The organism is Bacillus sp. GbtcB10 (assembly GCF_019091365.1).
Classification (GTDB): domain Bacteria; phylum Bacillota; class Bacilli; order Bacillales; family Bacillaceae; genus Bacillus; species Bacillus altitudinis.
Map to the genome: position 1 here is coordinate 752,208 of NZ_JAGXJP010000003.1, position 21,499 is coordinate 773,706.

The following is a 21,499-nucleotide window of genomic DNA, read 5'->3' on the forward strand; positions in this document are numbered from 1 at the left end:
CCCTCCTTTATTTTGAATAGAGATACATCGGTTTAGACCCATTTGAGCCAGCCAGTGTTTCTTTTAAGTTCAGAAAATCAATTTCGCTTTTAAAGAGCTTGCTTGCACTCATATTGAAAAGAGAGTTCCAGCCAAAGCTTTGTGAATAGCTGATTACTGTTGCTCCTTTTAAGCCTTTTTCATTTTTCTTCATTGCTTTTAGTGCATCTTCATAGTACCCAAGCTCATCCACTAATCCGTTCGATTTCGCCTGTGTTCCGTCATAGATTCGGCCGTCAGCAATTTTCTTGACGTCCTGCTTAGACATGCCGCGTCCTTCTGAGATGACTTTCACAAAGCCTTCATAAGAGTTGTCAACCATGCTTTGCATGATGTCGCGCTCATCTTTTGTCATATCACGATTTGGGGACATGATGTCTTTGAATTTTCCACTTTTAATGGTTTCATATTTGATGCCTAAATTATCTGCTAGCTTTGCATAATTCAAACTTTGCATGATGACCCCGAGAGAGCCTGTTAACGTTTCAGGTGAAGCAAAGATTTTTTTCGCTGGAGTGGATACATAATAGCCGCCAGAAGCCGCCATTGAACCCATGGAAACATAAATTGGCTTCTTCGCTTTCTTTACTTCTTCTAATTTTTTATGTATTTCAGCACTTTCATAGACACCGCCGCCAGGAGAGTTGACGCGCAGCAAGACACCTTTCACAGACGCATCGTCTTTTGCTTTATCTAATTCTTTTAAGAACGCACGATGATCATATGCTTCCCCGCCTAGAAGGCTGGATGCACCGCCGTTATCTTGAATCGTGCCATTAATCTCAAGTACAGCAATTTTACTCGCACCGCTTCCATCTTCTAATACCTTTTCTTCGATTTCGTCCCCGAATTGATAGCTCATCTTATTATCATTGAAGCTTTCATACAAGGCCGTCGTGATACTAATCACAATCGAAAAGCCGAAAACACCAAGTGCAATGATTAAGGCTACCCATCTTTTCGCATTCATTTCTTTCTCCTCCTTTTTGTCTCACTTCGTTCATACGAATACACACATGAAATGTTTCACAGGAACTGTGGTTTTTTTACATTTCATTTCAACATATGATAGCACCGATGTGAAATGACGATCAACTTTACATCTTCTATCATTTGCTCATCATGACGAAAAATTGGTTATTTTATCCTCTCCCTATATCTAATAGCTCAGACCATCTTCACAACGAAACGCCCAGACCTCTCTTTCTTCCAAAATGAGCTATTAAATTATGCTCAAAGTCAGCGTCGTCTAATCACTTACAATGACTCATTTCTTAAATGGAAGCCTCTATCATGATGAAGCGTCTCTCTAATATTTTTACTTTCATATGAAAAAAGTGTAAAATGTGAACAAGGGTTTTTATGTAAGCCCTTTACTACTCGAAATCTATTTTTGACAACAAAGGGGAGAACGTCAATGACAGACAATCGTCGCAATGTATTTTTCTTTTACAAAAAAGATCATGAATTGGATGGACACATTTCTTCTCTGGAGAAGCTCGCTACCGATCAAGGCTTTCACGTCGTAAAGCGTGCAGAAGATGCCCATATCATTGCTTCAATTGGTGGAGATGGTACATTTCTTCAAGCGGTTCGCAAAACGAACTTCCGGGATGACTGCTTGTATGTAGGGGTATCAAAAACAGAGAATTCGCACCTATACTGCGATTTTTCGTTAGAACATTTTGATCAAATGATTGATGCCATGAACACTGAACAAATTGAAGTGAGAAAATATCCGATCATCGATGTAAGCGTTGACAGTACAAACCAGTTCCATTGTTTAAACGAACTGTCGATCCGCTCTAGCATCATTAAAACATTTGTCATCGATGTGTATATAGATGATTTCCATTTTGAAACCTTTAGAGGCGACGGGATGATTATTTCCACTCCGACCGGTTCAACAGCCTACAATAAATCTGTCAATGGCGCCGTGGTGGATCCGATGCTTCCGTGTATGCAAGTAACCGAGCTGGCATCGCTGAATAACAACTCATACCGTACACTTGGAGCTCCTTTCATTTTAAGCAGTGACCGCAAGCTGACACTAAAGGTTGTTCAGGACGGTAACGACCACCCAATTATCGGTCTTGATAACGAAGCGTTAGGTACAAAACATGTCAAACAAATTGACATTGGCCTTTCTGGTAAAGTGATCAAAACAGTCAAATTAAAAGATAATTCCTATTGGGAAAAAGTGAAACGCAGATTCCTTTAATTATTGAAAAGCTCCTTTATGGGGCTTTTTTTCATGCCTTTTCATTCAAGGTCATGGTGTCTTTGAAAAGATATGGTATGATGTCACAAGTATACATGTACGAAAAGGAGAACACGATGCCATTACAACATTTTGATCAATATCCATTAAGCGATGAATTGAAACAAGCGCTAGAAGCGCTTCATTTCCATACACCTACACCCGTCCAGCACGAGACATTATCCGTTGCTTTTTCAAAGCAGGACCTCATTGTCAAATCTCAGACAGGCAGTGGCAAAACAGCAGCCTACGGTCTGCCAATTTGTGAAATGGTGGATTGGGCTGAGAATAAACCTCAAGCCCTCATCCTCGTCCCAACAAGAGAACTTGCCATGCAGGTCAAACAGGATCTGACCAGCCTCGGACGATTTAAACGAATCAAAGCGGCCGCCATTTATGGAAAAGCTCCATTTCAAGCACAAAAAATAGAGCTTGCACAAAAGAACCACATTGTGTGCGGAACGCCAGGACGAATATTGGATCACCTCGAAAAAGGGACACTTTCTTTAGACAATCTGTCATTTTTCGTGTTAGATGAAGCAGACGAAATGCTGAACATGGGATTTATTGATCAAGTCTCTTCTATTATTCAGCATCTGCCGCCAAAGCGGATGTCGATGTTATTTTCAGCGACGATGTCTGATGAAATGAAGGATTTGAGTGAGCAGTTTTTACAATCGCCAAAAGTGATAGAGATTGCTCGGGAGGAAACGACGAAGCAGCAAATCACCCACACGTTGATTGAAACCGAGGAAGAAGGCAAGTTTTCATTACTTCAACGAACGATTGTCATTGAAAATCCAGATAGCTGTATCATTTTTTGCAATACGCAGGAGCGAGTGAATGAGCTGACGATGAAGCTAGATGAGTGGGATGTTCCTTGCGATAAGATTCATGGCGGGATGAGGCAGGAAGACCGCTTTGCCGTCATGGATGAATTTAAAAACGGGGAATTCCGTTATTTGATCGCAACAGATATTGCAGCCCGAGGAATTGATGTCAGTGATATGACACATGTCATTCATTACGACTTGCCATATGAAAAAGAACGCTACATTCACCGGACTGGAAGAACTGGCAGAGCGGGTAAAAGCGGAAAAACGATTGCGTTTATGACAAGGCACGGGCAGCCGCTCATTGAAGAATTAAAAGAGGAAGCTGGCATTCATTTTCAAATTCAGCCTTATCCTACAAAAGAAGAAGCAGAACAGCATGTGGCAAGCTTTGAAGAAAAAATTGAAACACCGATTCAAAAGGAAAATAAGCAGGCCGGCATAGAAAAAGATATTATGAAGCTGTATTTTAATGGCGGGAAGAAAAAGAAACTCCGGGCAGTTGATTTCGTTGGAACGATCGCCAAAATAGACGGCGTTGCGTTTGATGACATTGGGATTATTACCATTCAGGAAACGAAAACATATGTAGATATTTTAAATGGCAAAGGCCCTCTTGTGCTAAAAGCCATGCGGCACACAACGATTAAAGGCAAGCAGTTAAAAGTACATGAAGCACGTGCATAAAAAGTGAAGGCTAAGCGCCTTTACTTTTTTTATTTAAAATAAAATAAGCTTACAACCCTTGAACCATCAGCCTTTCCCGCGTCCAACATGACAAATGTCATATTGAATACATGATGGGTGCTACTATGAGCATGACACCTTTCCTTCTATACTTTGAAGTAGAAAGAAACGGAAAGGACTTGAACGTTCATGACGACTTCAACAAACACACAGCAGCAAGCCACTTTAAGAAAACAAGTTGGCCAATTCTCTGGTGCTAATTCGAAAAAAAGTATCATTCAACTCTTTAATACATTCATTCCATTTTTGGGGCTTTGGTTTCTTGCCTATTATAGCCTGAACATCTCCTACCTTTTAACCCTCTTCTTTGCGGTGATTGCAGCTGGTTTTTTAGTACGTGTCTTTATTATTTTTCACGACTGCTGCCATCAATCCTTTTTTAAACAGAAGCCGCTAAATCACCTGTTCGGATTTGTAACGGGCGTACTCACCCTTTTCCCTTATCTTCAATGGCAAAGAGATCATTCAATTCACCATGCCACAAGCAGTAATCTAGACAAACGAGGTACTGGCGACATTTGGCTACTGACAGTCAAAGAATATCAAGAGGCATCAGCTTGGACGAAGTTTCGCTACAGATTTTACCGTAATCCTTTTGTGATGTTTATTTTAGGACCGATCTTTGTTTTTCTCTTAAAAAACCGTTTCAACGTCAAAAATGCTCGTAAAAAAGAGCGCTGGAACACGTATTTCACAAACGTGAGCATCATTGCGCTAGCAACTGCAACGTGTCTTCTTTTTGGCTGGCAGGAGTTCCTGCTTGTCCAAGGTCCAATCTTCCTGATCTCAGGATCAATCGGCGTATGGCTGTTTTACGTGCAGCATACATTTGAAGATTCTTACTTTGAAGCAGATGAACATTGGAATTACGTGCAGGCAGCTGTAGAAGGCAGTTCTTTTTACAAATTGCCAAAGCTTCTTCAATGGTTAACAGGCAATATCGGCTATCACCATGTTCATCATTTAAGTCCGAGGGTACCGAATTATCACTTGGAGCATGCACATGATCATAGTGAGCCGCTTCAAAATGTGCCAACCATCACGTTAAAAACAAGTATCGAATCAATGAAATTTAGACTTTGGGATGAAGAAACGAAAGCATTCGTTACCTTTAAAGAAGCACGGCAATCTAAGAAGATGCCCGCACCTGTCATTAAAGGAGACATTCTGAAGAAGAATGCATAATTGGCGCAAGCTCTTTCTTACAATAGAAGGAGCTTGTTGTATTTGCAGGATGCGCTCACCTGTTCAATTTGATAAAGTAGTGAAAAAGACTGAAAAAATGAAAAAGGTGAATCACGGATGAAAAAACAACTGAAAATTCAAAAACTGCATGGGATTTCCCCATATATTTGGGCGATTTTTTTCATCCTGCCCTTTTATTTTATCTTTAAGACCCCTTCGACTTTAGGCATTGTGATCGGCATTATTTTAAACGTCGTCTTTTTTGCGGTCTACCGTTTTGCCTTTGTCTCAAAGGGCTGGTCGTTATATGTATTCGGCCTTGTATTAATCGCCATTTCAACTGGTTATGTGATGCTCTACAGCTACATTTATTTTGCTTTTTGTATCGCCTATTTCAACGGGCATATCAAAAGAAAAGTCCCTTTCTATATCTTATACTATATTCATCTAGGGAGCGCCGCCGTAGCAGTGAACTTTAGCTTGATTTTAAAAAAGGGATGGTTTCTCACACAAATTCCGTTTGTCGTAATTACACTGATCAGCGCCATCCTCCTCCCTCTTAGCATTCGAAGCAGGAAGGAACGTGAACGGCTAGAAGAGAAATTAGAATATGCCAATGAACGGATCGCCGATCTTGTCAAACTTGAAGAAAGACAGCGAATTGCTCGCGATCTGCATGACACACTTGGACAAAAACTCTCTCTCATTGGATTAAAGAGTGACCTTGCCCGTAAACTCGTGTATAAAGACCCTGAACAGGCTCGTGCCGAACTAAAGAGTGTCCAGCAGACAGCTAGAACGTCTCTAAATGAAGTGCGGAAAATTGTTTCTTCCATGAAAGGCATTCGGATCAAAGATGAAATATTGAACATCAAGCAAATCCTTGAAGCCGCGGATATTGACATGATTTATGATGAAAAGGAAGCGCCGAAACACATCTCTCTTCTTAACGAAAACATTGTGAGCATGTGCATCAAAGAGGCCGTGACGAATGTCGTCAAGCATAGCGACGCCACTGTCTGTCAAATCACGATTCATCAAAAGTCAAAGGAAGCTGTCATTACAGTTGAGGATAACGGCACATTTAAAGGCAGTCATCCATCCTCTCAAACGAAGGGACATGGCCTTGCAGGGATTAGAGAAAGATTGGAATTTGCAAATGGACGCCTGCACATTGAGACAAAAAACGGGACGAAGCTGATCATGAGCATTCCAAATGATTCAGCAGCGAAAGATAAGGAGGAAATAAAATGATTAACATCTTTATCGCAGAGGATCAGCAAATGCTGCTCGGTGCTCTTGGATCGCTTCTCGATTTAGAAGACGATATGACGGTTGTTGGAAAAGGCACAAACGGCCAGGACGCCATAGATTTTGCTAAAAAACACCCGGTCGACATTTGTTTAATGGATATTGAGATGCCAGGAAAATCTGGGCTCGATGCCGCTGAAGAACTCAAAAAGTCTGATGTGAAGATCATCATTTTAACTACCTTTGCCCGTTCTGGCTATTTTCAAAGAGCGCTGAAAGCTGGCGTTAGCGGCTACATGCTGAAAGACAGCCCAAGCGAGGATTTGGCAAGTGCCATCCGCAGCGTGATGAAAGGGAAAAAGGTGTACGCCCCTGAATTAATGGAAGACTTGTATAGCGACGAAAATCCTTTAACTGAACGAGAAAAGTCGGTTCTAGAACTCGTCGCAGACGGAAAAAACACAAAAGAAATCGCCAAGGAACTCAGCATAAAAAGCGGCACTGTCCGAAACTACATATCCGTTATTTTAGATAAACTAGAAGTCAAAAACCGAATTGAGGCCATTACTCGTTCCAAAGAAAAAGGCTGGTTTAAATAAGAAAAAAGATCAGGTCATACACTGCCTTGATCTTTTTTTCTTTCTATCAGAATTCCTCTATCCACAGCTAAAATATCATTGACAACAAACCTCACATCTATGGTATGATATCTGAGTGATAATAATTATCATTATCACTCATACAACCAAATACACGGCTTATGTGCCGATTTCAAAGGAGTCTACATTCATGAAGAAAATATTGTTCCCTCTGATGCTCATCTTCGTACTTGCGTTGAGCGCATGTGGCAATAGCAACAACTCTTCCTCAAATAAAGGAAAAAATCAATCAACGTCAGACACGATTACATATCAATCTGAAAATGGACCTGTGAAGCTGCCAGCAAATCCAAAACGTGTTGTTGTTCTCGCCTCTTATACAGGAAATGTCTTGTCACTTGATGTGAACCTTGTGGGCGTTGACTCTTGGTCAAAAAAGAACCCACGTTTCAAAAAGAAATTAAAAAATGTGGAAGAAGTATCCGATGAAAATGTGGAAAAAATCATGAAGCTAAAGCCTGATGTCATCATCGGTTTAAGCGGTGCAAAAAATGTAGAAAAACTGAAAAAAATCGCCCCAACTGTTTTATTCACGTATAACAAAGTCGATTACCTTCAGCAGCATATTGAAATTGGAAAAGTCTTAAACAAAGAAAAAGAAGCAGAAGCATGGGTCAAGGATTTCAAAAAACGCGCAGCTGAAACTGGCAAAGAAATCAAAGCAAAAATTGGTGAAGATGCAACCGTATCTGTCTTTGAAAGCGGCACAAAAGACCTTTACGTCTTTGGAGATGCATGGGGTCGCGGAACAGAAATCCTCTACCAAGCAATGAAACTAAAAATGCCTGAAAAAGTAAAAGAAAAAGCATTAAAAGCTGGTTATTATGCGGTATCACAAGAGGTCATCCCTGAATTTGCCGGAGACTATATGATCATTAGCAAAAACAGCGAAATGGACAATTCCTATCAAAACAGTGAAATCTATAAGTCCATTCCTGCTGTGAAAAAACATCGTGTGTATGAAGCAAATGCGGAAGAGTTTTACTTTAATGACCCGCTCACACTTGAATATCAATTATCATTCTTTAAAAAGCACTTTTTAGGTAAATAAACCGAAGCAAGGGATCTCTTCCCTTGCTTTTTTACTGTCTGCTTCTAGCGGGAGTGCCTGTTTTCCGCTACAATGATGTACAAGTAATTCAAAAAGTGTGGTGCTCGTTTTGTTTAAAATTTTGCTGATTGAGGATGATACAACCCTCTTCCAAGAAATCAAAGAACGTTTAGTCAACTGGTCTTATGATGTGTATGGGATCAACAATTTTCAACAGGTCATGCAGGAGTTCACTTCCATCCAGCCTGATTTAGTCATTATTGATATTCAGCTACCAAAGTACGATGGCTTTCATTGGTGCCGGATGATTCGGCATCATTCTAATGTGCCCATCATCTTTCTTTCCTCTCGTGATCATCCTGCTGATATGGTCATGTCGATGCAGCTTGGAGCTGATGATTTTGTACAAAAGCCCTTTCACTTTGACGTTCTCATCGCCAAAGTAAGTGCTGTTCTTCGCCGAGTCCATGATTATAATGCGGAACCAGCCAACTTAAAAGTCTGGTGCGGCGCTACCCTTGACCTCGAAAATAATACAGTGACAAATGAAAACGGTGAGATTGAATTAACAAAAAATGAGTTTTTTATTCTAAAAGAATTAATTCAGCATAAAAACCATATCGTCAAAAGGGAATCACTCATCCAAGCTTTATGGGACGATGAACGATTCGTGAGTGACAATACACTCACTGTAAACGTCAACCGCCTTAGAAAAAAACTAGACGAAATCTCCCTTGGCGCCTTCATTGAAACAAAGGTGGGTCAAGGTTATCTTGCAAAAGAAAAGGATGATCAATGATGCTGCAAGCATTTCTAAAAGAACGAAGAAGCTGGATCTTGTTCTTTCTTAGTTTGCAGCTTCTCATTCTCTTTGTTGCATATTTGGATACAACGATTCCACTCGCTTCTCTTTTTTATATCGTGCTTTTGTCTACATTACTCTTCATTGTTTTTCTTTTTTTTCGTTACCGGAAAGAAACTGCTTATTACATGCAACTGAAAGAATGGGATGAAAATATAGACCATCAAATGCGTCTCAAACCCTCTTCCCCCTTTGAACAAATTGTACAGGAGGCAGCGTCAGAGCAAATCGACCGATACCGCCAGATGACGACTAAGCAAAAGACTGCGCTGGAAGAAGAAAAAGATGAACTGCTCTCATGGATACATGAGGTGAAAACGCCGCTCACGGCGATGCACTTAATGATTGACCGCATAACAGAACAGCCGCTCAAAACAAATATGACATATGAATGGCTTAGAATACATTTACTCCTTGATGCACAGCTGCATCAGAGCAGGATCCAACATATTGAAAATGATTTATTTATTGAAAAACTGGATCTCCAAAACATGCTAACGAAAGAAATCAAAGCGCTCCAATCGTGGTGTATGCAAAAAGGAATTGGCTTTGACCTTTTATTAGAAGAGCGAGATGTATTAAGTGATACAAAATGGTTATCCTTTATGATCAGACAAGTGCTGACAAACGCCGTCAAGTACAGCCAATCATCTGACATTATCATCGAAAGCAAACAAATGAACGAACAAGTGGTGCTCACCATCACAGATCAAGGCAGAGGAATTGACCCAAGAGACGTGTCCCGTATTTTTGAAAAAGGCTTTACCTCCACAAGACATCACAATGACGCGGCCTCCACAGGCATGGGGCTCTATTTAACGAAAAAGGGAGCTGACGCTCTTCATATCACGATCGAGGTCAACTCCACATTAGATCAAGGGACAACTTTCACCTTTATTTTTCCGAAAAAGAATGATTTTGTGCATATTGCGAGCATGTGACAACAATGTCACATGCTCGTCTGTTTTGTTCGTCAAATCGCAGGAAGTCTGATCGGCTTCTTTTTATACTAGAGATATCAATTAAATAAAAAAGGGGTTCGACAAATGAACATTTTAGAAGCTCGCAAGTTATATAAAAGCTATGGAAATAAATTCAATAAACAAGAGGTGCTGAAAGGCATTGATTTGACGATAGAAGCTGGAGAATTTGTCAGCATCATGGGGCCATCAGGCTCGGGGAAAACGACCCTTTTGAACGTATTGTCATCGATTGATCATGTGTCCAGCGGATCGATTCGGATCGCAGATGCAGAAATGACGCAAATGAAAGATCAGCAGCTCGCTGAATTTAGAAAAAAACAGCTTGGATTTGTTTTTCAGGATTACAACTTACTTGATACACTCACGGTTAAAGAGAACATCCTCTTGCCATTATCCATCTCCAAAACGCCTAAACAAGAAGCTTTTGAACGCTTTCAACAGCTTGCAGAGGATATGGGGATTTATGAACTAAGAGACAAATATCCAAATGAACTGTCTGGTGGACAAAAGCAACGGACATCTGCGGTACGTGCCTTTATTCATGAACCAAGCCTCATTTTTGCTGATGAACCAACTGGAGCACTTGATTCCAAATCTGCTTCTGACTTACTGAACAAGCTGCAAGAATTCAATCACAAGCGCAAAGCAACCATTGTCATGGTGACGCATGACCCTGTTGCAGCCAGTTATTCAAGACGAGTGATTTTTATCAAAGATGGACAGATCTATACACAATTGAATAAAGGCGCTCTAGAGAGAAAGATGTTTTTCGAGGATATTATGAAAACGCAAGGTGTTTTAGGCGGTGTGAAGCATGAACATTAATCAGCTCGTCTTCCGTAATCTGAAGAAAAACTTAAAAAATTACTATTTATACGTGTTTGCACTTGTATTTAGTGTGGCGCTCTATTTTTCCTTTGTCACCTTGCAGTACTCACCAGCACTTGATGATGTAAAGGGGTCCATTAAGGGCGGTGCGTCGATTAAAGCCGCTTCAGTACTACTCATTGCCATCGTTGGAATCTTCCTGTTATATGCGAACAGCATTTTTATTAAACGAAGAGGGAGAGAAATAGGTCTCCTGCAGCTCATTGGCATGACGAAACAAAAAATTGCCAAACTACTCAATGCAGAAAACTTTATCCTATACGTGGTCTCCATGGCTGTTGGTATCATAGCTGGATTTATCGGTTCAAAACTCATGCTGATGGTGCTATTTAAAGTAACCGGCGTGAACGCCATCGCCAACCTGCATTTTTCAGGCATGGCCCTTTTGCAGACACTGATCGTCTTTTTCGTCATCTATGGATTAATTATGTTAAGAAATCGATGGTTTATTAATAGACAGACGATTTTATCTTTGTTTAGAACCACATCTTCTACAGAACAGCGTGTGAAAAAAATCTCTGTGTTTGAAATCATCATTGGGGTTCTAGGCATTGCATTCATCAGCTCAGGCTATTATATTTCTTCTCAGCTTTTTACCGGCACATATACGTCCATGCTTGAGTTACTTTTAGCAATGATTTATATTCTTGGCTCTGTCATTATCGGTACCTTTCTTTTCTATAAAGGCTCTGTTTCGTTCATTGCCAATATCGTACGTAAACGAAAAAATGGCTATCTCGCCATTCATGAAGTCCTGTCTCTGTCATCTATTATGTTCCGGTTAAAATCAAACGCACTGCTTTTAACGATTATTACAACGGTATCTGCACTTGCCATCGGGTTGTTATCTTTAAGCTACATTTCCTATTACTCAGCAGAAAAAACCGCTGAACAACAGATCCCTTCACATTTCGTCATGGGATCTGAGAAAGAAGCCAACACCTTCACTCGTGCACTTTCTGACAAACATATTGCGTATGAAACAAAGCAGTTCAAGGTCATTCAAGCGAAGTTTGACGCAAAAAAGATCATGGATTCAGAGATTAAAAATATGAATAATGATCCAGGTGTCTTAACTCTACCTGTGATCAGTGAGAAAAACGCACCGAATATTCATGTGAAAAGCAACGAAGTCATCTTAAGCGGCTACAGTGATTTATTGAAGAAATTCATGCCGATTCAAAGTTCAGGTGATGTGAAACTACTTATTAAGAAACCCCTTGATTTAAAGGTCATTGATATGAAGAAAGATTACCTCATCTCTTACAACTTCACGTTTGGTGGTCTACCTGTTGCTGTCGTCAGTCAAAGTGTCTTTGAGCAGCTTGACCAGCAGAAAGACCCTAAACTTCAGATTGAGAATAATCAATATCACGCAGTCAATATAAAAGATGATCAAAACCTTAAACAAGCGAATGATGTGTTTACCTCTTTAAAACTAGGTGACAACAGCATGTCTCAATTGGCTACCACTCAGCAGCAAAAGCAAACAATAGGACTGATGATGTTTGTGGTCGGATTTTTAGGCCTCAGCTTCCTTGTCACATCAGGCTGTATTTTATACTTTAAGCAAATGAATGAAAGTGAAGAAGAACAAAGCTCTTACACGATCTTGCGTAAGCTTGGTTTTACTGAGAAGGATCTATTAAAAGGTATTCGGCTCAAACAGCTATTTAACTTTGGGATTCCGCTCGTTGTCGGGTTGCTGCACAGCTACTTTGCAGTACAGTCAGGCTGGTTTTTATTCGGCGGTGAACTGTGGACACCAATGCTCATCGTCATGTCGATTTATACGGTGCTATATTCTATCTTCGGATTCCTATCTGTCCAGTATTACAAAAAAGTCATTAAAGAATCGTTGTAAAGTATTCCCCATAGGCAGTGGCCTATGGGGATATTGCATGTCATTTTGTTGATTCAAACTGATGCGATAAAATATGATCTCTTGCCGCATAAGCTTTTTGTTTGATCTCTTCTAAGTTCACTCCAACTAGCTTCCCATTTTGTTTCACTGCTTTTCCAGCCACATAGACAGAATCAACATTTGAAGGGTGTGCCGTTTGCACAACTGCCCCAGCTGGATCTGTCATCGGAAGAAGATTCATGCTTGTCCGATCGATCAAGAGAAAATCAGCTTCTTTTCCAGGTGTGAGTGAGCCAATTTTGTCATCAAGCTTCAAGGCACGAGCCCCATTTATTGTGGCTGCTTCAAGCATTTGCTGTGCAGACAATCCAAGTTCAGGCCCTGGCATCGTCCCTTCCATCAATAAAGATTGATTTTGAATCGCCCGCTCCGCCTGTAGTCCGAATTTCATTTGAGTAAATAAATCTCCGCCTGTCGCTGTCACCACATCTACACCAAGCGTTGGCAGAACGCCATTTTCAATGGCGAGCCCTGTGACAGGATATCCGTGTCCCATCATCATTTCAATCTCAGGTGTAATAGAGATGGAGCTTCCGCTGTCAGCTAACATCTTCATTTGATCTGCATCAATTGCATTGATATGCACCATATTCAAATCAGGCCCGAGCAGCCCTGCTTGATGAAGCCGCTCAATCGATCGATCCGCTGCTCCCCAATTTCCAAAGCCAATGTGCATACTGCATAATGCATCTAGTGATCTCGCTGTTTCAATTTCAAAGACGGTCGTCTCCCATGAAGAAAATTCAGGTCCACGAATGGCAAGTCCCATCGTCAACAGCTGATCCGAAGATTGAAAATGTTTTTGTTTCACGCGGGCTGCGTCTTCCATATTCGTGAGCGTACTCTCTCTGTCCCAATACGCTGCATCTCCAGAGGTACCAAAACCAAAGACCGCTCGAATACCCGCATCTTTTAAACCTCCAATGAGTTCTTCTGTATGATCCATAGAATTGATCATCGTCCAGTCGAAAAACGTGGTCACTCCTGCATCTAATGCCTCTAATGCGCCTAAATAATTAGCAATTCGATCATCTGATGGACGTCTCATCGCCCCATAGTTGCCATAATAAATTTTGCTCAAATACGTTTGCAAAGACCAATCTGTTCCGATTCCCCGTATGACAGACTGCCACACATGACGATGGGTATCCACAAGCCCTGGCATGATGACCATGTCAGACGCATCAACAACATCAGCACCACTTACTTCAATCGAAGGTCCGACTTCTAAAATATGTGCCCCTTCAATTAATAGATCTCCCTTCTCCAGAAAACCTAAAGATGGATCAAGTGTGATAAGAGCCGCATCTTTAAACAATGTTTTCTTCATCCATATCCCCCTTTTCAAATAAAGAGAATGAGTCACTCACTCTCTCTGTCATTTTAAGACATAACAGGTTCAAATTAGAAGAAGAGTGACTCAAGGAATGTGGTTTTATGAGCTGATATTCCGAAAATAGTTGTATATCCGTTTTAATTTCACGTCATGCTTCCCTTTCGGACTTTCCATCATGCCAAACTCAAAGAACTTCACCGGTTTAATCCCGACATATTGTAAAAGAGCTCGTTTCATTAACACCTTGTGGGCATTCTGCAAAAAGAAGAAAGGGTAGTGGGTCGGTCCTTGCATTGTCGATACACATACAGCCCTCTTTCCTTTTAACAAGCCTTCTGGAAGCAGCCCGCCTGTTTGACGGTAAGCAAAATTCGCTGCAAACATGCGATCAATAAAACCAAGCAGCATGGCTGGCGGCCGCCCCCACCAAATCGGATAAACAAACACGATGTTGTCTGCCCATTTGATTTTCTCTTGATATTCTTGAATCTCAGGGTCCTTATGCATATCACGTCTTTTTTTCTCTTCATTAAAAATAAGTACAGGATCAAATTTGTCTTGGTATAAATCTATGATTCTCACTTCTTGAACGTTTGGATTTTCTTCACTGCCCTTTAGGATTTCTTTAAAAAAAGCACCATTTAAACTATTGTGATGGGGGTGAGTATAAATAATGAGTACATTCATGGCTTGTCTCCTTTAGTTATCATTTGATAATAAAAAGCATACACCCCTCTTTTTTAGTTGTCAAATGATAATTGTTTTTTGATAACAAATTTGGTATGGTACGTAGGAGGTGAAAAATGATGAAAAACCCACATTTTTTCAAAGAGTTTGTCACATTTGCTTCTACTTTTTCTGAGCTGAAACATGCTATGATGAGCAAGATCAAACCATCTGATCTAACCACTCTACAATATTTGATTCTGGAGCAGTTAGCCGTCAGTGAGCCGCTAACACCTAGCGAAATCGCCGATTGTCAGCACATGTCTCTTCCGAATGTCAGCAGAGAATTGAAAAAGCTTCACGAAAAACAATTCATTGATAGACAAGCAGATAAAGATGACAAGCGAAAACATGTCATTATGCTGTCTAAAAAAGGCCGTGCGTGTATGGACAAAGCATTTCAACAAATTGAATCCATGCTCATGGACAGCCTTTCTTCTTCTGACCAAAATCAAATGGATGATATCGTACAAGCTCTCCATCTATTAAATCAAACCATCTTCAAAAAATGATCGAATGAAAAAAGCATGAGCGTATCGCTCATGCAAATGATTTTTGAACACTTAGTAAAGAGAAGCTAAAAGATACGTGATGAAACCTACTATTGGAATAATCGGGATCATCAGCTTCAATGTTTTATTCGTATTCTTATATAAATTCCACAACAAGACTGGTACACCAAACGTCAATGTATCAAAGGCAGCAAGCACTGCCCCTTTACGCTGTTCTTTATGAGCCATTTGAAAACCTCCACATCCAATAAAATACATTTTTATAGTGTAGCATACATTCTATTTTGATCATTTCCTCCAGGTAATTGAATCGTCAGTATGTCTGAGATAAATGAACGGGGTGTAACTGATGCTTGCCCCGAGACAGTAGACAACAAAAAAACGCCGGATGTTTTCCATCCAACGCTTCTTCAAATGACATGTTCAACATCACGTCTCTTTTGCTCTATGTATCCTTTATCCAATAAGCTGATAGGCGATATATAATGCAACCAGCCAGATCATGACCGCAGAGGCTTTATTGATCCGGTTCATCCACTTGCCGTTTGTATCTAGCTTTCCTAACATTTTCCCGAGAAGGGCAAGCCCCATAAACCATAACCACGAGACGATGATACAGGCTGCGGTAAATGCCACCTTTTCCGCCCCATGATATTGAAGAGAGTTCGTTCCTATCACTCCTATTGTATCGAGAATCGCGTGAGGATTTAAAAGTGAAACGGAACAGGCAAATATGATTTGTTTTCTCACAGGCATCAGGTCTATCGTTTCTTGATTACCTGTTGCGGAGCTCGTGTTCCAAACCGACCAACCCATATAAAGTAAAAAGAAAAATCCAATGATAAAAAGACCCATTTGCAAGATAGGAATGGTGAGTACAACAACCGAAACCCCAATGACAGCTAAAGTAATTAAAAGTGTGTCGCAGAGAGCAGCTGTAATGACCACAGGCAGTACGCGATATAATCGAGGCTGAAGGGCTCCTTGCTGAAATACAAATACATTTTGTGCGCCCAAAGGTAAAATAAGACCAAAGGCAAGCACAATTCCATGAATTATCGCAATCGACATCTTCAGAACATTCTCCTTTTATGGAAATACTTAAATTCTTTAATACGTAATAGCTTAAAACTATCTAAAAATTTGATTTTCCGTACAAAAAAGCGCTGGATGCTTCAATCCAAACGCTTTGATATTGATTGTATAGTTAGTGTTAAAAAGTGTACTGACTTGGTACTATACCATTTTCTTCGGCTTCAGCAATAACTTCACTAATTAAAGATTCAATACTAAATTTAAATTTTGTCAGATCTGAATTTGGCGTCAGAGGCAAGAATGAAATACTTCTTCCTGCTATTTCTTCTAGATTAATGTTATTTTGTTTTTGTTCAGGATATAGTACCACGACTTTGTGAACTGGCCTAATTCTATCTGTTTTTTTTCTACCATAAATAAATTTAGACCTTACATTATCTGCATAACTAGTTAATTGAACCGATTGATTATTCTTCACTTCATTTTCTACAAAATGTCTTGCTCTATATTTTGTGTCTAGTAAAATAGTCCCAACATAAATCTCTTTAATATATACGTCTAATCGCATGTCAGGTTTCGTATTCTTTCCTGTTGTATATATAGGCTTATCGTGTAGATCAGTTTTCTCTTGTTTTTTTGGAATTAAACTATTATACAAAACATTTACCACTAAATCACCTTTAATAAGTTTAAATTTTGTTCCTTCCGGTATAATAGGTATTAATAAATTTTTGCTATTCCCCCAATAAGAATTGTTAAAATAGTCGCTTGGATCAATTTCAAAATTATATTCAGTCTTACTAAGTACTTCTATTAATTGAATAAATCCCCAAATTTCATATAGTTGATCAGTTCTTTTCCAATGATAATTCCACTTAGAATCAAAATCTATATTTTTTTCATTTGAAAACATCAATTTATTTATTTCAATAAATTTTTTGTAACGAAAATCTAAATATACTTTACTGTAATTTAAGAAGGTAGTATTTTTATTTTCGATTTCTTTATACCAATTATTTTCTCTCAACTTATTTAAAGAGTTTATCATTTTAGTTGCATCAGCAGAATAACTTTCTAATTCTTGAAGTAAGTCTTCCTTTATGCTATTGGGTGTATATTCCGAAAACTTTTTATAATATTTATTATTTTCTTCCATACTGTATTTTATGGATTCTAAAAATTTATTTAAAAGAACAACCCAATTCTCCACAATTTTTTTTAATATTATATTTTCAGGGTTGTTATAACTGATTACTTTTTTGAGAGATTTTATATATTGACTAGACTCAGGGTGTTTAAGTCTATGCCTTATAGAAATCGAATCTATGTTTAAAGACTGATTTATACTTCTCATCTCGTAATCTTTTTTAATTGAGTGCCTCGGATTTCCAATTAAATCAGTGAGAATACTTCGTATTTCATTAAAATGTTGCTTTAAAACAAAGTATTTATCTAGCATTTGCGAATCTACTTTTATATTACTATCTTTCTTTTTATTAGGCTGTTTCCTTACAATATCTGTTGCTAGGCCTTTTAAGTAAGTTTGTACATCCTCTCTCATAATTGATATGGAGTCTTCTGTTAAATGTTTTGCTTTAACTTTTATATAAGAATAATAAACAATATCTTTGATTATTACTTTTATTGTATAAATTCCAGGTATATATGGATAATATTCTTTTCCGCTATTTGGATATTCAAACAATTTAACAGTTGTATTTGAAAATATATACTTTTCTTCAAGTTCTTCATCGTATATTAATGCTTCATCATTCAATATATCAAATCCATCCATGTAACAAGTCGCAGATTGATCTTCACTATAAAACGTTAATTTTAAAGGTGAATTTTCTTCAAATTCAATATATTTTTGATAGTTTTCATCCAAATCATTTAAATTCGTAAAAAAATATAATTCACTATACTCCTTTGTAGCATGAGGCTCCTTTCTTTTTAAGTAAGTTAAAATAATTTTAAATTGATTTTTATCTTCAAATAGAGTATCCATTATAATTTATTTCTTCCACCTTCTGATTTATAATTTCTCTACTCTTATAAAATCTTGAAACATGCTCATACTTATCAAATAATTCAACAATACTACTTTTCTCCTTTTTATTTGTCTCAATCAATAAATTTTTTAATTGTTCACCAGTTCCTCTTACCTTAGTTAGAATACGCTGTACGATTTGAATATCAAAAGCATCTCCTCTTGTAATACTACTTATATTAGGGAGGTTTTTTATGTACATATCTATTTGTTTAACTATTCTTGGACCTACTCCTAGTTGCTTATTAGTTATTTGAAACAGATTATGAAGATCCCATAGGAAATCTAGTTCATCGTCATTTAATCTCAAATCTGTACCTTGATCCCTGAAAGAATTATAAGTACTTAGTTTAATTTCATCTGTTCTGGCCCTTTTCTTCTCTTCAGAAACCTCTCTTATTCCACGAAATGGTAAAATTTCTAACGAAAGAACATTTGCTCTATCTAAAACTTTATCAGAGAAATGATAAGTTGATTCATCTATATTTACAGTACCTACAAATAGTACGTTTTCCCCTATGGATATCGTTGGTGGAAATTGAGCTGAATTATATAGCCTACTTTCTAAATCATCGTTATAAAGCCTTAGAACTCTTTTGCCTTTACTCATCTCTAAAATTGAAAGAAATTGGGAGAAATAATGCTCTACTCTTGCTAAATTCATTTCATCAAAACAAATAATAAACAATTCATCTTTTTCACTACGCTCAGCCTTTATTAAAGTGTTAATTAAACCCGAATCACCCGGTCTATACACCATATTAAGGGTATCAGCAAAACCAATTAAATCAGAATCTGATGTCCATGATGGACTAACTGGTATGATTGTCAAATTATCTTTAAGACCTAATGAATATCCATAGGTTTCAACTAATTTTGATTTTCCTGTCCCACTCATTCCTGCTAAAATTACTAGAGACGATATCTTCATTGCTGTATGGAAATTAACTAAATCTTCTTCACTATATTGAAGTCCCCATTCCTTTGTTATTTTCATAAACTGCTTTAAAAAATCTTCCTCTTTTTCTAATGTTGTAATTTCTTTAGGAGTAATTGTTTCGTTTAATTGTTCTTTAACAACTTCAATTGGCTCTGGAGTTATTGTTTTTTCATCTTTTTCAATCTCTTCTGTAAGAGTTAAATACTTCTCCAGAGGCATGAAAAGCAAATCAGGGCAAAATTCTCCATAATAGCATTCATCAGCAATTTCTCTCTTTAATACAGATTCTTTTATTCCTTCTTTCTCCTTTAAATTGAATCCACCGTATGCATATTGATGCTGCACAAATTCACCAAATATTTTGAATTCATCAGTATCTTCTTCTTTCCATATAATTAATGAAGGAGTATCTTCTGGTTCATGAGAGATATTTTCTATTCTTCCTATAAATTTTCCGTTTGATAATTTAAAAAAGAAATCGTCAAAGGTGTATTCATGGCTTTTCGAACTAAAAATAGGTATTGGTATCAGATTTAAATCGTTAGTAAAGCTAGGCAGCTTGTGAATTATCCTAACATTAATCGCATTATAAACTTCTTGTTGTCTATAAACACCGTCTTGTTGCGTATTATATATTAAACGTCTTTCTACATTAAATATAAAAAGCTTATCTTCTAGCCAATTTTTTAACTTTTTTTTCCTTTCCTCATCAGTCACTTGTAAATCATCATTAAAGCCCCAATTTTCAAGAGCAGAATTAAAACAAGTAACAGTTTTTACATTAGGAAAGCTTGCTGCACCTTGAGAAATTATTCTAATGTTCATTTGTAAGCTATTATGCTTATTTATAAAAATCGAATCTCTATATTGAGAATCTAATTTTTCATAGTTGTCTAAAACACCTACTAAGTCTGTATTCCATGTTCTTGTGCTCATTTATTCATCCTTCTTTCTAATTCTTCTCTTAAGACCTTAAAATCTTTGAAATCATTTATTGATTGATTTTTCCCAATTTTTATACTTCTTTTATATTGAGCTGGCACTAAAAAACTTAATATCCATATTTCTCTGAAACTCTTAATAAAGTCAGTATTAGAAATTTGGAGAATATCTCTGGTATTCACAACGTTAAGTCCTTTCTTTTTTAAATTATCAGTTATTTCATTTTGTGGATCCCCTAATATTAAAATTTCCGAAAATAAATTTTGAGCCTCCTCTATACTAGATGCGACTTCATTTGTATTAGATAACAATTCCTGTGCTTCTTTTAGTTGTTTATTATAGAGAAGCAACTCAGAATTAATTTCCAATATCTTCTTTTCGCTTTTTTTTGATTTTTCTTTTTCAATTTTTAATTCTTTTTTTAATACATTATTACTTTCAGTAAGCACTCTTATATCTTCTTTATATTTTTTGCTAAGAGTATTTAACTCTTTAGTTATTGCCTGATTCTTCTTCTTATACTCATCTAATTTTTTTTCGATTTTTTTGACATTCACTTTAAAATTTTGCGCATTCCCAGATGGTTCATTAGCGTTACTCATTTCAATATCAGCTAAGTTATTTTTTTTATACTTATTCAAAATTAAAACTTTAAAATCTTTTGCTATATTATGGTGTTCTGTTTTTTCACTTGAAAGTAATGCCCCAAAAATAAAGTGCAAGTTTAATCCGTCTTCATACAAGGTTATTAATTTTTCTTTCCCTACACCCCTTATATCTTCTGAAGAAATTTGTTTATCGGAGTTTAAAGGCTTGATATTCAAGTTGTTATAATATTTAATGATTTTTTCGAAATTATTAATTAGTTGGACTGTTGCAATTTTTTTTGAAGTTGAGATATTTTTAGCATTAAGTTCTCTAAACCCTTTAATTTTGATATTCAAATTTTTAATGATAACAATTAGTTCTGTATCTGGTATAATCCCTATTATTTCTTTCCATATTTCTTTATCCAAAATTATTTCCCTCTCTAAATTACTTAAATTTTAATAACAAAAACAACGACTATCCTCCTAAAAAATTTCTAATTTAAGAAATTTAAACTTAAATTTTCCATAAAAATTATACATCATCCACAAATTAACATCAACAGATTAATTTTTAACTTCATAAACATCGTATATCATGAAATTAGCTTTAAATTAAGAGAAAGTTTGTTGAAATTAAAAAAGCCAGCTTTAGGACATAAACAATGTACTTAAGCCGACTTTTTCTA

General features: G+C 37.4%; 19 protein-coding genes. 11 read left to right on the plus strand and 8 right to left on the minus strand.

Annotated elements, in window-relative coordinates:
- Positions 1-7 precede the first annotated feature (7 nt).
- Positions 8-1,009 (minus strand): signal peptide peptidase SppA, encoded by a 1,002-nt coding sequence (sppA, locus tag KVT11_RS14070; protein WP_024718673.1) that lies wholly within the window; start codon positions 1,007-1,009, stop codon positions 8-10.
- A 447-nt stretch (positions 1,010-1,456) separates the two neighbouring features.
- Between sppA and KVT11_RS14075 the strand changes: the two genes are divergently transcribed.
- From KVT11_RS14075 to KVT11_RS14120, 10 genes are all read left to right on the plus strand, one after another.
- Positions 1,457-2,260 (plus strand): NAD kinase, encoded by an 804-nt coding sequence (locus KVT11_RS14075; RefSeq protein WP_017358281.1) that lies wholly within the window; start codon positions 1,457-1,459, stop codon positions 2,258-2,260.
- A gap of 116 nt (positions 2,261-2,376) precedes the next feature.
- Entirely contained in the window at positions 2,377-3,819 is a 1,443-nt protein-coding gene (locus tag KVT11_RS14080; protein ID WP_017367842.1) for a DEAD/DEAH box helicase, read from the plus strand.
- Positions 3,820-4,008: 189 nt separating this feature from the next.
- Entirely contained in the window at positions 4,009-5,064 is a 1,056-nt protein-coding gene (gene desA, locus KVT11_RS14085) for a Delta(5) desaturase DesA (protein WP_007501745.1), read from the plus strand.
- Positions 5,065-5,181: 117 nt separating this feature from the next.
- A complete protein-coding gene (locus KVT11_RS14090) occupies positions 5,182-6,318 on the plus strand; it encodes a sensor histidine kinase (RefSeq protein WP_035391140.1) in 1,137 nt (378 codons plus the stop codon).
- The gene (locus KVT11_RS14095; protein ID WP_035391139.1) at positions 6,315-6,914 is read left to right on the plus strand and encodes a response regulator transcription factor; all 600 of its coding nucleotides are present in this window, start codon (positions 6,315-6,317) and stop codon (positions 6,912-6,914) included. Before KVT11_RS14090 ends, KVT11_RS14095 begins: the two co-directional genes overlap by 4 nt.
- Before the next feature lie 190 nt (positions 6,915-7,104).
- A complete protein-coding gene (locus tag KVT11_RS14100; protein ID WP_210552161.1) occupies positions 7,105-8,025 on the plus strand; it encodes an iron-hydroxamate ABC transporter substrate-binding protein in 921 nt (306 codons plus the stop codon).
- 109 nt (positions 8,026-8,134) lie between these two features.
- The gene (locus KVT11_RS14105; RefSeq protein WP_025207787.1) at positions 8,135-8,824 is read left to right on the plus strand and encodes a response regulator transcription factor; all 690 of its coding nucleotides are present in this window, start codon (positions 8,135-8,137) and stop codon (positions 8,822-8,824) included.
- A complete protein-coding gene (locus KVT11_RS14110; RefSeq protein WP_046526490.1) occupies positions 8,824-9,828 on the plus strand; it encodes a sensor histidine kinase in 1,005 nt (334 codons plus the stop codon). Before KVT11_RS14105 ends, KVT11_RS14110 begins: the two co-directional genes overlap by 1 nt.
- 105 nt (positions 9,829-9,933) lie before the next feature.
- Positions 9,934-10,695, plus strand: a complete 762-nt coding sequence (locus tag KVT11_RS14115; protein ID WP_046526491.1) for an ABC transporter ATP-binding protein — start codon at positions 9,934-9,936, stop codon at positions 10,693-10,695.
- On the plus strand, positions 10,685-12,622 hold the full coding sequence (locus KVT11_RS14120; RefSeq protein ID WP_048002748.1) for an ABC transporter permease: 1,938 nt from the start codon (positions 10,685-10,687) through the stop codon (positions 12,620-12,622). The genes KVT11_RS14115 and KVT11_RS14120 overlap by 11 nt, the downstream gene beginning before the upstream one ends.
- A 40-nt stretch (positions 12,623-12,662) precedes the next feature.
- On the opposite strand, the gene KVT11_RS14125 is transcribed toward KVT11_RS14120, so the two are convergent.
- Both KVT11_RS14125 and KVT11_RS14130 read right to left on the minus strand, forming a co-directional pair.
- Entirely contained in the window at positions 12,663-14,012 is a 1,350-nt protein-coding gene (locus KVT11_RS14125; protein WP_048002747.1) for an amidohydrolase family protein, read from the minus strand.
- Positions 14,013-14,117: 105 nt separating this feature from the next.
- Complete coding sequence (locus KVT11_RS14130; RefSeq protein ID WP_017358293.1) at positions 14,118-14,705, minus strand: NAD(P)H-dependent oxidoreductase; 588 nt, start codon at positions 14,703-14,705, stop codon at positions 14,118-14,120.
- A gap of 119 nt (positions 14,706-14,824) precedes the next feature.
- Between KVT11_RS14130 and KVT11_RS14135 the strand changes: the two genes are divergently transcribed.
- Positions 14,825-15,256 (plus strand): MarR family winged helix-turn-helix transcriptional regulator, encoded by a 432-nt coding sequence (locus KVT11_RS14135; RefSeq protein ID WP_138826857.1) that lies wholly within the window; start codon positions 14,825-14,827, stop codon positions 15,254-15,256.
- Between the two features lie 51 nt (positions 15,257-15,307).
- Here KVT11_RS14135 and KVT11_RS14140 read toward each other — a convergent pair whose 3' ends face one another.
- The 5 genes from KVT11_RS14140 to KVT11_RS14160 all read right to left on the minus strand — a co-directional run bounded on the left by KVT11_RS14140 (position 15,308) and on the right by KVT11_RS14160 (position 21,239).
- Positions 15,308-15,484, minus strand: coding sequence for a hypothetical protein (locus KVT11_RS14140; RefSeq protein WP_175415462.1), 177 nt, complete (start codon positions 15,482-15,484; stop codon positions 15,308-15,310).
- 228 nt (positions 15,485-15,712) lie between these two features.
- Positions 15,713-16,327, minus strand: coding sequence for a LysE/ArgO family amino acid transporter (locus KVT11_RS14145; protein WP_025207793.1), 615 nt, complete (start codon positions 16,325-16,327; stop codon positions 15,713-15,715).
- A 142-nt stretch (positions 16,328-16,469) separates the two neighbouring features.
- Positions 16,470-18,299, minus strand: coding sequence for a nuclease domain-containing protein (locus KVT11_RS14150; RefSeq protein ID WP_210552162.1), 1,830 nt, complete (start codon positions 18,297-18,299; stop codon positions 16,470-16,472).
- Entirely contained in the window at positions 18,283-20,217 is a 1,935-nt protein-coding gene (locus KVT11_RS14155) for an McrB family protein (RefSeq protein WP_210552163.1), read from the minus strand. Before KVT11_RS14155 ends, KVT11_RS14150 begins: the two co-directional genes overlap by 17 nt.
- On the minus strand, positions 20,214-21,239 hold the full coding sequence (locus KVT11_RS14160; protein WP_210552164.1) for a hypothetical protein: 1,026 nt from the start codon (positions 21,237-21,239) through the stop codon (positions 20,214-20,216). Before KVT11_RS14160 ends, KVT11_RS14155 begins: the two co-directional genes overlap by 4 nt.
- Positions 21,240-21,499 lie beyond the last annotated feature (260 nt).